At 60.4% G+C, this 13,059-nt stretch carries 8 protein-coding genes and 3 tRNA genes; 5 read left to right on the forward strand and 6 right to left on the reverse strand.

Annotated elements, in window-relative coordinates:
- Positions 1-71 precede the first annotated feature (71 nt).
- The gene (gene lon, locus AC2FMN_RS11385; RefSeq protein WP_496679814.1) at positions 72-2,480 is read left to right on the forward strand and encodes an endopeptidase La; all 2,409 of its coding nucleotides are present in this window, start codon (positions 72-74) and stop codon (positions 2,478-2,480) included.
- Positions 2,481-2,621: 141 nt separating this feature from the next.
- On the opposite strand, the gene AC2FMN_RS11390 is transcribed toward lon, so the two are convergent.
- Positions 2,622-2,696, reverse strand: a tRNA-Val gene (locus AC2FMN_RS11390).
- 222 nt (positions 2,697-2,918) lie between these two features.
- Complete coding sequence (locus AC2FMN_RS11395; protein ID WP_496688271.1) at positions 2,919-4,619, reverse strand: M10 family metallopeptidase C-terminal domain-containing protein; 1,701 nt, start codon at positions 4,617-4,619, stop codon at positions 2,919-2,921.
- Positions 4,620-5,217: 598 nt separating this feature from the next.
- Here AC2FMN_RS11395 and AC2FMN_RS11400 point away from each other — a divergent pair.
- From AC2FMN_RS11400 to uvrA, 3 genes are all read left to right on the forward strand, one after another.
- A tRNA-Asp gene (locus tag AC2FMN_RS11400) sits at positions 5,218-5,294 on the forward strand.
- Positions 5,295-5,344: 50 nt separating this feature from the next.
- Positions 5,345-5,421, forward strand: a tRNA-Asp gene (locus AC2FMN_RS11405).
- A 179-nt stretch (positions 5,422-5,600) separates the two neighbouring features.
- Positions 5,601-8,459, forward strand: coding sequence for an excinuclease ABC subunit UvrA (uvrA, locus tag AC2FMN_RS11410; RefSeq protein ID WP_496688273.1), 2,859 nt, complete (start codon positions 5,601-5,603; stop codon positions 8,457-8,459).
- Between the two features lie 12 nt (positions 8,460-8,471).
- On the opposite strand, the gene AC2FMN_RS11415 is transcribed toward uvrA, so the two are convergent.
- The 4 genes from AC2FMN_RS11415 to AC2FMN_RS11430 form a co-directional block, all read right to left on the reverse strand.
- The gene (locus AC2FMN_RS11415) at positions 8,472-8,861 is read right to left on the reverse strand and encodes a hypothetical protein (RefSeq protein ID WP_496688275.1); all 390 of its coding nucleotides are present in this window, start codon (positions 8,859-8,861) and stop codon (positions 8,472-8,474) included.
- 102 nt (positions 8,862-8,963) lie between these two features.
- Positions 8,964-9,836, reverse strand: coding sequence for a 3-hydroxyisobutyrate dehydrogenase (mmsB, locus tag AC2FMN_RS11420; protein ID WP_496688276.1), 873 nt, complete (start codon positions 9,834-9,836; stop codon positions 8,964-8,966).
- 3 nt (positions 9,837-9,839) lie between these two features.
- Positions 9,840-10,874, reverse strand: coding sequence for an enoyl-CoA hydratase/isomerase family protein (locus AC2FMN_RS11425; RefSeq protein WP_496688278.1), 1,035 nt, complete (start codon positions 10,872-10,874; stop codon positions 9,840-9,842).
- A 7-nt stretch (positions 10,875-10,881) separates the two neighbouring features.
- Positions 10,882-12,024, reverse strand: coding sequence for an acyl-CoA dehydrogenase family protein (locus AC2FMN_RS11430; protein WP_496679827.1), 1,143 nt, complete (start codon positions 12,022-12,024; stop codon positions 10,882-10,884).
- Between the two features lie 176 nt (positions 12,025-12,200).
- On the opposite strand from AC2FMN_RS11430, the gene AC2FMN_RS11435 reads away from it, so the two are divergent.
- Positions 12,201-13,058 carry a hypothetical protein gene (locus AC2FMN_RS11435; RefSeq protein WP_496679829.1) on the forward strand — a complete coding sequence of 286 codons (858 nt, stop codon included), beginning with the start codon at positions 12,201-12,203 and terminating at the stop codon, positions 13,056-13,058.
- Position 13,059 lies beyond the last annotated feature (1 nt).

Raw genomic sequence — 13,059 nt, forward strand, 5'->3', positions numbered from 1 at the left:
GAATGAAGGAGATGGCCAAGAGCTGCCTGCGACAGGGGTCAGCGTCATCTTGCCAATGATAAGGATAGAGCATGCAAGAGCCTCTTAATTCCTCATACCCCGTCCTGCCGCTGCGCGACATCGTTGTGTTTCCGCACATGATCGTGCCGCTGTTCGTGGGCCGTGAAAAATCGGTGCGCGCGCTGGAAGAGGTGATGCAGGACGACAAGCAGATTTTGCTGTCCAGCCAGATCGACCCAGCGGTCGATGATCCGGATACGGATGGAATCTATCGCACCGGTGTGCTGGCCAATGTGCTGCAGCTGTTGAAGCTGCCCGACGGAACCGTAAAGGTTCTGGTCGAAGGTCAGGCGCGAGTGCGGATCACCGAATTCGTGGACAACGTCGAGTTCTTCGAAGCCCGCGCCGAGTACCTGAATGAAATTCCTGGCGACGTGACCACGACCCAGGCACTGGTGCGCACCGTTTCGGATGAATTTGAGCGTTACGCCAAAGTCCGCAAGAACATCCCCGAAGAAGCCTTGACCGCGGTCAGCGACACCACCGACCCAGCCAAGCTGGCCGATCTGGTTTCGGGCCATCTGGGCATCGAGGTCGAACAGAAACAGGACCTGTTGGAAACGCTCAGCATCAGCGAGCGGCTCGAGAAGGTCTATGGCCTGATGCAGGGCGAGATGTCGGTTCTTCAAGTCGAGAAGAAGATCAAGACCCGCGTCAAGTCGCAGATGGAGAAGACCCAGCGCGAGTATTACCTGAATGAGCAGATGAAGGCCATTCAGAAAGAGTTGGGAGATGGCGAGGACGGCGCGAACGAGATCGCCGAACTGGAAGCCAAGATCGCCGAGACCAAGCTGTCGAAGGAAGCCCGCGAAAAGGCTGAGGCCGAGCTCAAGAAGCTGCGCAACATGAGCCCGATGTCGGCCGAAGCGACGGTGGTTCGGAACTATCTCGACTGGTTGCTGTCGCTGCCGTGGGGCACCAAGTCGCGGGTCAAGAAAGACCTCAGCCGCGCGCAAGAGATCTTGGACGCCGATCATTATGGCCTCGAAAAGGTCAAGGAGCGGATCGTCGAATATCTCGCGGTGCAACAACGTTCGAAGAAGCTGAAAGGCCCGATCATGTGCCTTGTCGGCCCTCCGGGCGTGGGTAAAACCTCGCTGGGCAAATCGGTCGCCAAGGCTACGGGGCGCGAGTTTATCCGCATCTCATTGGGTGGGGTGCGCGACGAATCCGAGATCCGCGGCCACCGTCGGACCTATATCGGCTCGATGCCCGGCAAGATCATCCAGGCGCTGAAAAAGGCGAAAACCACGAACCCGCTCATCCTGCTCGATGAAATCGACAAGATGGGGCAGGACTTCCGTGGTGATCCGGCCTCGGCCATGCTCGAGGTGCTGGACCCGGAACAGAACAGCACGTTCATGGACCACTACCTTGAGGTCGAATATGACCTGTCGAACGTGATGTTTCTGACCACGTCCAACAGCTACAACATGCCTGGGCCGCTGCTGGACCGGATGGAGATCATTCCGCTGGCCGGCTATACCGAGGACGAAAAGCGCGAGATCGCCAAGCGCCACCTGATCCCAAAGCAGGTCAAGAACCATGGCCTGAAGACCAAGGAATTCGAACTGACGGACGAGGCGCTGACTGCGATCATCCGGTTCTATACCCGCGAGGCGGGCGTGCGGAACCTGGAACGCGAAATCGCCAAGGTGGCGCGCAAAGCGCTGACCCGGATCATCAAGAAGGAATCCGAGTCCGTGACCGTGACCGCCGAAAACCTGCACGAATTCCTGGGCGTGCCCAAATACCGCTATGGTCTGGCTGAACAGGACGATCAGGTGGGCGTGGTGACCGGTCTGGCCTGGACCTCGGTCGGCGGCGATCTGCTGCATATCGAGGCGCTGAAGCTGCCAGGCAAGGGCCGCATGAAGACCACGGGCAAGCTGGGCGAAGTGATGAAGGAATCCATCGACGCCGCTTCGTCCTATGTGCGCTCGATCGCGCCCGAGATCGGTGTAAAGCCGCCGCAGTTCGACAAGATCGACATCCACGTGCACGTGCCTGACGGCGCGACGCCAAAGGACGGCCCCAGCGCCGGCCTGGCGATGGTGACCTCGATCGTGTCGGTCCTGACCGGCATTCCGGTCCGCAAGGATATCGCCATGACCGGCGAGGTTTCGCTGCGCGGCAACGCTATGCCGATCGGCGGGTTGAAGGAGAAACTGCTCGCGGCTCTGAGGGGTGGCATCAAGACGGTGCTGATTCCCGAAGAGAACGAGAAGGATCTGGCCGATATCCCGAACAACGTGAAGGAAGGGCTGGAGATCATCCCGGTCAAGCACGTGTCCGAGGTTCTGGAACGTGCGCTGGTGCGCAAACCCGAGCCGATCGAATGGGACGAGGCCGACGAAGAGGCCGCGGCAGCAGCAGCCAAGGCCGTTGATGGCGGCACCCCGGTCGCCACGGCGCACTGACCGGACAGCGCAAGAAATCTTGAAAGGGCGGGTTTCATCCCGCCCTTTTTTTCATGCCGCTCACCGACGGCAGTGTCGAACCATTGCGGCGCATGCCTGCTAGCAGGGTTCAGGCAGATGGTCTCACAAAAAGAGAGAGAATGGTGGGTGATAAGAGATTCGAACTCCTGACATCTTCGATGTGAACGAAGCGCTCTACCACTGAGCTAATCACCCGTCGGATCGCTCTCTACAGTGTCTGCGAACCGGCTTCAAGCCGGTTCGAGGAAAAATTTTCTGGTCTTCCCGAGCGGGGATAAAAGGTAAGAAGAGTCGGGCCCTCAAGCGGCCGACCCTCTGTCACCGGTGGCCGCGGGCAGGTCTTTAGGGCGTCACATCCACTGATGTTCCCGCAGGGCAAAGGGCGGCAAAACTGGCCCTCTGCCGTGCGGCGTGCGATCACAAAATAAAGTCGCCTGCGGTCAGATTGTGCAAGCCCGTCAGTTCGATCACCATTTCAGGCGCCCGGTCGCCATCGGTGTCAAGATAGACATAGGTGCGATCATTTGTGCTGCCGGGCGCGTTGACTTTCTCGAAATAGACCTCGCCTTGGTTCGACAGGCCGAACGGCTTTTGCCCCCGAAAGACAAACGCATCATCGCCGTCGAAAACTGTGCTGGCATCGATTGCGCTCAGGTCGATCTTGTCCTGCCCGGAGCGGAAATCCTTGATCTTGTCCGTGCGACGGGTCGATGCGGTACTTTCCCGCGCGGTCAGGAATACGAAGGTATCGGCTCCGGCGCCGCCGGTCATGATGTCCAACCCGGCGCCACCGAAGATCGCGTCGGCGCCGTTCCCGCCATTCAACGTGTCGCGTCCTCCGCCGCCGATCAGCGTGTCGTTGTGGTTGCCGCCGTTCAGCCGATCATTGCCGCCGAGCCCGGACAGAGAGTCGTTTCCGCTGCCACCATTCAGCACGTTGGCGCCGGCCGACCCGGTGAAGTCATCGGCGACCCCGGTGCCACTTGCGTTCTCGACATCTACGACCGTATCCATGCCATAGCCGGTATCCTGCCGCGTCGAATTCGACAGATTGACGGTTGCGCCAACGGATCCGACAAATCGGATCCAGTCCGAGTTGTTGCCGCCGTTGATCACGTCATCGCCGTCGCCCACCTTCGCCACGAAACTGTCGTTTCCGTTCCCACCGATCATGCGATCCGATCCATTGTCTCCCGACAGCGTGTCGTTCCCGTGCGAACCGAGCAGAACGTCGCTGCCGCCCCGTCCATAGAGAATGTCATTACCCGCTCGGCCTTCCAGGCGGTTGGCGGCTTCGTTGCCCAGAATTCGGTCGGATCTGTTGCCGCCGATCGCGTTTTCGATCACGACCGTGTTTGCAATGGTATACCCGCCGCGAATTCCGCCGGCATAAGACGGAACACCTCCGGCATCCGAGCCAGAAAGATCCGCATCATTCAGGTTGATGACGGTGTTCCGATTCAGACCGGCAGCCGAGATCGTGTCGACGCCGCCGGTATCCCAGATGCACGACCAATAGGTGCCGGCTCCGTTCACGTCGCGCAGGTCGTACACGTTGTTGCCGTTTTTGTGCGCGGTGGTGCCATAGATCGTCTGCAGTGCAGCGATGTCCAAAGCCATCGGCGTAGCGGTGCTACCGTAAGCATAGCTTTTCAACGGCAGCTTTTCCGCATACCCCGAATTGTAGGACATGATCGTATAAATGCCCTGATTTTGGCCGTGGTTGCCATAGTCATCGAACGCTGCGGTAACGCCGGGAAAAGTCGACGATCCTCCGCCGTTGTCATGCGGATGCGCAAGGCCAAGCCCGTGCAGGATCTCGTGCAGAATGGTCGCGAATCCTTCGCCTCCCTTCTTCAAGCCAGGTGCCGTGAAGATCGGCGAATCGAACCCGAAGGCACCGATCAGTGTGTTCAGCCCATAATTGGCAAGATACGGTGTCTCACCAGGTACTTCGTGAAAGCCGACGGCGCCGCCCAAGGTATCCACGCTGGTCAGGGCATAAATGACATTCACCTCGGCCACTTGCCCGACGGGGGTCAGGAACGGCCGTTCCAGAAAGGTGACGGGGATGATCTTCTCGATCGTATTGAAGGCCATGCGCACGGCGCTTTTCATGGCGCTGGTAAAGCTCCGGTCGCCGACAGTTCCATTGTCGAAGGAAAAGGTAATCGTGCTTCCGCCCCAGGATGAGCCCCAGATCAGGCTGTCGAGAAATGGATTCCCGGTCGGGTTCGTTCCGGGCGTGGTTGGTCTTGCAATTGCCATTGGTTTTATTGCTGCTTTCTGTTCCTAACAGTTTTGGTCTTTGGACGAATAATCAAGGACGCTCGGGGTTGGGACGAATATGGCAGCTCTGATCGCCCAGACCGGCTTGCCGACTGACTACAAATCATGAACGGTCAGATTAGTCGGAGCAAGGCAAAATCATGATTTTTTCAAGTGGGGCAACATTTTAGCCGCGTTTTCTAGAGCGTTCATTTCTTGCATTCATAACTATAATTTTGACCGTGAAATATGAACGTGATGTCGTAAACAACCCTCGCGAGCGCTAATTAGATACGTGTAGTTGGAGCGTATTGCGCGCGCTTGGCCCGTTCGATGCGGTGGATCGAACAAAATCGTTCGTTCTCGAAAAAAAACTTCAAAACCCCGCTTGACGACGCCGGGGCAGGGCCATAATACACCCCAACGTTCAGCACTGAACGGGCAGCGGGCGGTTGTAGCTCAGTTGGTTAGAGTACCGGCCTGTCACGCCGGGGGTCGCGGGTTCGAGCCCCGTCAACCGCGCCATCGCTGCCAGCCTTTGATCCGGGTAAACGGATCGACATAGACCCTAATGCGCGGTTGTAGCTCAGTTGGTTAGAGTACCGGCCTGTCACGCCGGGGGTCGCGGGTTCGAGCCCCGTCAACCGCGCCATTTCTTCAAGTGAAGTCGCAGGTATTTCCCCTGAAGCACAAACGGTTTTGGGTTTTGTCTTGCTGGCATGAATGCGGATATCGGAGAAAAGTCGCGCGTTCACACTTTGTTCTGATTTTTTGGTTGGAGACTCGGCATCGCTCGCCTATCTCTAGGGCACTTGTGTGTTGGGGGCCTGAATGGCTGAGCTGAAGAATATCGAGGTGCGCGGCGCGCGCGAGCACAACCTGAAAAACATCGACGTGGACATTCCGCGCGATCAGCTGGTTGTCATCACGGGTCTGTCTGGGTCGGGCAAGTCGTCTCTGGCGTTCGATACGATCTATGCCGAGGGCCAGCGCCGCTATGTCGAAAGCCTGTCGGCTTATGCGCGCCAGTTTCTGGACATGATGGAAAAGCCTGATGTGGATCACATCAGCGGCCTGTCCCCAGCGATCTCGATCGAGCAGAAGACCACGTCGAAGAACCCGCGATCGACCGTGGGAACCGTCACCGAAATATATGATTATCTGCGCCTGCTGTTCGCGCGCGCAGGAACGCCCTACAGCCCCGCCACCGGTTTGCCGATCGAGGCCCAGCAGGTGCAGGACATGGTCGACCGGATCATGGCGATGGAGGAGGGCACCCGCGGCTATCTGCTTGCGCCCATCGTTCGCGACCGCAAGGGCGAGTACAAGAAAGAGTTTCTGGAACTGCGCAAGCAGGGGTTCCAGCGCGTCAAGGTCGATGGCCAGTTCTACGAGCTGGACGAGCCGCCGACGCTGGACAAGAAGTTCCGCCATGACATCGACGTGGTCGTTGACCGCATCGTCGTGCGCGAGGGGATGGAGACCCGCCTGGCCGATAGCCTGCGCACCGCGTTGGATCTGGCCGATGGCATCGCGATTCTGGAGACCGCTCCGCGCGAGGGAGAGCCCGAGCGTATTACGTTTTCCGAAAACTTTGCCTGCCCGGTCAGTGGGTTCACCATCCCCGAGATCGAACCGCGCCTGTTTTCGTTCAACGCGCCCTTTGGTGCCTGCCCGGATTGCGACGGGCTGGGGGTCGAGCTGTTTTTTGACGAACGGCTTGTGGTGCCCGATCAGACGCTGAAACTGTATGACGGCGCGCTTGCCCCGTGGCGCAAGGGCAAATCGCCGTATTTCCTGCAGACGATCGAGGCGATCGCGCGCCACTACGAGTTCGACAAGAACACACCGTGGAAGGACCTTCCGGCGCATGTGCGGCAAGTGTTTCTGTATGGCTCGGGCGATGATGAAATCCAGTTTCGCTATGACGAGGGCGGACGGGTCTATCAGGTGACCCGCAGCTTTGAAGGCGTGATCCCGAACATGGAGCGCCGCTATCGCGAAACCGACAGCGCGTGGATCCGCGAGGAATTCGAACGGTATCAGAACAACCGGCCGTGCCACACATGCGAGGGCTACCGCTTGCGCCCCGAGGCGTTGGCCGTCAAGATCGCTGGTCTGCATGTCGGCCAGGTGGTCGAAATGTCGATCAAAGAAGCTCTGGCCTGGGTCGAGGACGCGCCTAACCATCTGAGCGCCCAGAAAAACGAGATTGCGCGCGCCATTTTGAAAGAAATCCGCGAACGGTTGGGATTCCTGAATAACGTTGGTTTGGAATACCTTACGCTGTCTCGTTCAAGTGGTACCCTGTCAGGCGGCGAAAGCCAGCGCATCCGGCTGGCCAGCCAGATCGGCTCGGGTTTGACCGGTGTGCTTTACGTATTGGACGAACCCTCTATCGGGTTGCATCAGCGCGACAATGACCGCCTTTTGGGCACGCTGAAGAACCTGCGCGATCAGGGCAACACCGTGATCGTCGTCGAACATGACGAGGAAGCCATCCGCGAAGCCGACTATGTGTTCGACATCGGCCCCGGTGCCGGCGTGCATGGCGGACAGGTGGTCAGTCACGGCACGCCCGAGCAGATTGCAGCGGATGCGGCCTCGATCACGGGGCAGTATTTGTCAGGGGTGCGTGAGATTCCGGTGCCCGCCGAGCGGCGCAAGGGGAACAAGAAAAAGGTAACGGTTGTAAAGGCTTCGGGTAACAACCTCAAAGACGTGACGGCCGAGTTTCCGCTGGGCAAGTTCGTCTGCGTGACCGGGGTGTCGGGCGGCGGCAAGTCTACCCTGACAATCGAGACGCTGTTCAAGACTGCCTCGATGCGTCTGAACGGCGCGCGTCAAACGCCTGCGCCCTGCGAAACGATCAAGGGGCTGGAACATCTGGACAAGGTGATCGACATCGACCAACGGCCTATCGGACGCACGCCACGGTCGAACCCGGCCACCTATACCGGCGCCTTCACCCCGATCCGCGACTGGTTCGCCGGTCTCCCCGAGGCCAAGGCGCGGGGCTACAAGCCCGGGCGGTTCAGCTTCAACGTCAAGGGCGGGCGCTGCGAGGCCTGCCAAGGCGACGGTGTCATCAAGATCGAGATGCATTTCCTGCCCGACGTCTATGTCACCTGTGAGACCTGCAAGGGCGCGCGCTACAACCGCGAGACGCTGGAGATCAAGTTCAAGGGCAAGTCCATCGCCGACGTGCTGGACATGACGGTCGAAGATGCTCAGGAGTTCTTCAAGGCGGTTCCGGCGATCCGCGACAAGATGGATGCTCTGGCGCGGGTCGGGCTGGGCTACATCAAGGTCGGCCAGCAGGCCACGACCCTGTCGGGCGGCGAGGCGCAGCGAGTCAAGCTGTCGAAGGAACTGTCCAAGCGATCCACCGGGCGCACGCTGTATATTCTGGACGAGCCCACCACCGGCCTGCATTTCGAAGACGTGCGCAAGCTGTTGGAAGTGCTGCATGAATTGGTCGACCAAGGCAACACGGTCGTGGTGATCGAACACAATCTGGACGTTGTGAAAACAGCCGACTGGATCATCGACATCGGCCCCGAGGGTGGCGATGGCGGCGGCGAGATCGTGGCCGTCGGCACCCCGGAAGAGGTCGCCGAATGCGAGCGCAGCCACACCGGGCGATACCTCAAACCGATGCTGAACCCCGAACGCGTGGCGGCCGAATAGGCTGCCTGCGCGTCAGTACAGAATATCCGCCAACGCGCCGATCAGGTTCAGCACTTTGCGCGTATCGGGGTCGATGCTGTAGACGTAGTCGCCCGCGCGAACGTAGTTGCCGCCGCGTTTCAGACCATAGCGGTACGGATCGTCGATCCAGACATAATCGCGGTCGATCCGATCGCCGACCTTGTACCGATTCTTGACCTGTCCGGGCGGGACGCAGGGCACGGCCTTCTTGGCGAGCCCGGGTGGACAATTGGCAACGGATTTTGCGCCCTTCTGCGGGGCCACGCGCTCGACCGAGAACGTGTCCTTGTTCTTTCCCTTGCCTTTGCCGTTGTCAGCCAGCGTCGCGACCGGGGTCAGTGACAGGCCGGCAAGCAGTGCAATATGCAACAGTGTCTTCATGGGCGGTTCCCCTCGGTTCGTCGCGCCGTCATGCCGCGTTTCCCAGTATTTTGGAATGCCCGCCCGAAGTGCAAGCCTCGGGCGGCGAAATGCCGCCCAAGCTCAGCTGCGGCCGCGCTTTTCGAACCGAGGCAGCATGGCCGAGAAATCCATGCCCTTGCCGTCTTCGGATTCGACGAACTGTTCGTACAGTGCAGTGGCGATCTGGCCCATCGGCGTGTCCGCATCGGCGCTTTCGGCGGCCTGCTGGCTGAGCCGCAGGTCCTTGAGCATCAGTTCGGCAGCGAAACCGGGCTTGTAGCCGTTGTCGGCGGGGCTTTGCGGCCCGACACCGGGAGCGGGGCAATAGGCGTTCATTGTCCAGCTGTAGCCCGACGAGGTGCTGACCACGTCGAACATCTTCTGCCGGTCCAGACCGAGCTTGTCGGCCAAGGCAAAGGCCTCGCAAGTGGCGATCATGGTGACGCCCAGGATCATGTTGTTGCAGATCTTGGCGGCCTGACCGGCGCCCGCCGCGCCGCAATGCACCGCCTTCTGGCCCATGATGTCGAACAGCGGGGCCGCCTTGGCAAAGGCCGCGTTCGAGCCGCCGGCCATGAAGGTCAGCGTGCCCGCGGCCGCGCCACCGATTCCGCCCGAAACCGGCGCGTCCACGGCCAGAAGCCCGGCCTGTTCGGCCTGATCCGCCACGGCGCGGGCGCTGTCCACATCGACGGTCGAGCAGTCGATGAAAACCGTCCCTTTTTCCATATGCGGAATGATCTGATCGGCCACCGCGCGCAGGATGTCGCCATTGGGCAGCATGGTGATGACCGCCTCGGCGCCGCGGACCGCATCAGTGGCCGTTTCGGCCTTGATCACGCCCTCGACCGACACGCCCGCGGTGTCGAACCCGGTCACGTCGTGACCGGCCTTGGCCAGATTGGCCGCCATCGGCGCACCCATGTTGCCCAGGCCAATGAATCCGATCTTCATGTTTCACTCCTCCTCGAATGTAAGCGTGTCCGCGCCCAGCGGCATCAGCATCCGTGATACCGCAGTGGCCGGCACGTTCATGTCCGCAAACTGCCATTTCGGGTTGCGGTCCTTGTCGATGATCTGCGCCCGGATGCCTTCGAGAAAGTCGCCATGCTCCATCGACCGGAAGGTAAAGCGGTATTCCAGCTCCAGCGCCTTGCGCATGGTCAGGGCAGGACCGCGCAGGCGGTGCAGCATCTCGATCGCACACGCCATCGACAGCGGCGAATTGCGGCCCATCGCCTCGAGCGCGCCGCGGGTGAATTCGGTGTCGCCATTGCGCAGGTCGGTCAGAACGTCGCCCAGGGTTTCACCGCCGAAGAAACGGTCGATCTCGTCCTGCGGCAAGGTGCGATCAGGGGCAGGGGCGGCGTGTTCGGCCAACAGGTCGGCCTGGCCCGAGGCCTCGAGCATCTCGATCATGTCGGGCCATTGCTCCTGCGGGATGAAGTGGTCGGCGAACCCGGCATAGATCGCGTCGCCTGGACCCATGCGCGCGCCGGTGACGCCTAGATATTCGCCCAGCCGCCCCGGCGCCAGCGCCAGCAGCAGCGACCCGCCCACATCCGGCACCAGCCCGATCGAGCATTCGGGCATCGCGATCTTCGAGCTTTCGCCGACGATCCGGTGCGTCCCGTGACAGCCGATGCCCACGCCGCCGCCCATGGTAAAGCCCTGAAGGAAGCTGACCACCGGCTTGGGATATTCGAAGATCATCGCGTTCAGGCGGTATTCATCGCGCCAGAACTTCTGCCCATAGGCATAGTCGCCCTTTGTGCCCGTTGCGTACAACTCGGCAATGTCTCCGCCCGCGCAAAAGGCCTTTTCGCCCTCGGTATCAAGGATGACCAGATCGACCTCGTCATCCTCGCGCCAATTGCGCAGGGCGGTGTCGATGGCCATGCACATCTCGTAGCTCAGCGCATTCAGGGCCTTGGGCCGGGTCAGGGTGATCCGGCCGGCACGGCCCGTGGTGCGGATGTCGATATCGGACATGGAAACCTCAGCGATGGGCGAGTAGTTGGCGGGCAACGATCACGCGCATGATCTCGTTCGTGCCTTCCAGAATTTGATGGACCCGCAGATCGCGCACAAGCTTTTCGATGCCGTAATCGGCCAGATAGCCGTAACCACCATGCAACTGCAGGCACTGATCGACCACTTTCGATCCGGTCTCGGTCACGAACTTCTTGGCCATCGCGCAGAATTTGGTGGCGTCGGGCGCGCCCTGATCCAGCTTCCATGCCGCCTGACGCAAGAAGGTGCGGGCCGCTTGCAGTTCGATCTCCATGTCCGCCAGCCGGAACTGCAGGGCCTGGAACTGGTCGATCGTCTGGCCGAAGGCCTTGCGTTCGGACATGTACTGCAGCGTCATGTCCAGCCCCGCCTGCGCCGCACCCAGCGAGCATGAGGCGATGTTCAGGCGCCCGCCGTCCAAGCCCATCATGGCGTATTTGAACCCGTCGCCCTCGGTCCCGACAAGGTTTTCGGCCGGGATCTTGCAGTCGTCGAACTGGACCTGCGCGGTGGGCTGGCTTTTCCAGCCCATCTTCTGTTCCAGCGCCCCAAAGCTGAGGCCTGGTGTGCCGTCCTCGACATAGACGGTCGAGATCCCCTTGGGCCCGTCGCCGCCGGTGCGGACCATGCAGACATAGGCATCGGAATAGCCGCCGCCCGAGATGAAGGCCTTGGTGCCGTTCAGCGTATAGCCCTCGTTTGTGCGCTCGGCCCGCGTCTTGAGCGCCGCCGCGTCCGAGCCCGAGCCCGGTTCGGTTAGACAATAGCTGAGAACCGTGTTCAGGCTTAGAACGTCGGGCATGATGCGCGATTTCAATTCGTCGCTGGCAAAGGTGTCCAACATCTTGGCGCACATGTTGTGGATCGACAAAAAGGCCGCGACCGAGGGGCAGGCCATCGACAGCGCCTCGAACACCAACGTGGCGTCCAGTCGGGTCAGTCCAGAGCCGCCGCTTTCCTCGGACACATACAGCCCGCCAAAGCCCAACTCGCCGACCTTGGGCCAAAGATCCTTGGGGATGGTGCCCTCGGCCTCCCACTGGCGGGCGAAAGGTGCGATCTGTTCTTGCCCGAACGCATAGGCCATATCGAAAATGGCTGTCTGTTCCTCGGTCAGCGCGAAATCCATGGCCGGTCTCCCCCTTGTGGCGACGTGAATTGAACGACTGTTTATTTATTGCGCAATCCTTACAGAATTTTTTCACGCGGGGCAAACCCCATGACGCGCTTGGACCTTTATTTGGGTCATGCGCCGAAGGCTGGTATGATGGGGTCTTTCATTCAGGAATTAATACGGAGCGTATTATGCCGAACTACAAGATGGCCGTTGTCGTCATTCACGGCATGGGCAGCCAGTACCGCAAGCCGCATCCGCCGTCCTCGGTGCCGACCTTTTCGAAGGACCTGCACCGCCGGGTGGCGCGTCGGGTCGGCGCGGACATGAACAAGGTTGCCTGGCACGAGGTGGTCTGGGCGCAGATCCTGCAGGAGCGTCAGAAAGACTATCTGCGCAAGATCAAGCGCAGCACCGGCTATGATCAACTCCGCGAGTTCGTGGTGTGCAACCTGTCGGACGCGGCCTCTTACCGGCAGACGCCGGATGCCAGCGACAAGACCTATGACGAGATCCACAAGAAGGTGGAACTGGTGATGCAGGTTCTGCGCCACCAGATCAGCGACCGGGCACCGGTTCTGATTCTGGCGCATTCGCTGGGCGGTCACATCATGTCGAACTACATCTATGACGCGCAGCGATACCTGCGCAACGGCGGCCCGCCCAAACATGCGACCCCGATCGAAAACATGGAAACCGTGGCCGGGTTGATCACCTTCGGCTGCAACATACCGATCTTTCTGTTCGCCTATCCCGAGGCAGGCATTTTTCCGATCCAGCCGCCCAATCGGGCCCTGCCTGCTGCGCTGCGGTTCCGTACCTGGTGGCACAATTATTTCGACAAGCACGATGTTCTTGGGTTTCCGCTGGGCAAGATCGCGCCCAGCTATGCCCAGTTGGTTCAGTCCAAGGCCATACGCGACCTGCCGATCAACGCGGGCAAGATCTTCACCTCGTGGAACCCGCTCTCGCACAACGGATACTGGAAAGACCGCGACCTTTACGAGCCGGTCGCCGCCCGCATCCAGAAGGTTCTGGCGGCGGTCTGAC

This window comes from Ruegeria sp. BHSC037, assembly GCF_059613045.1.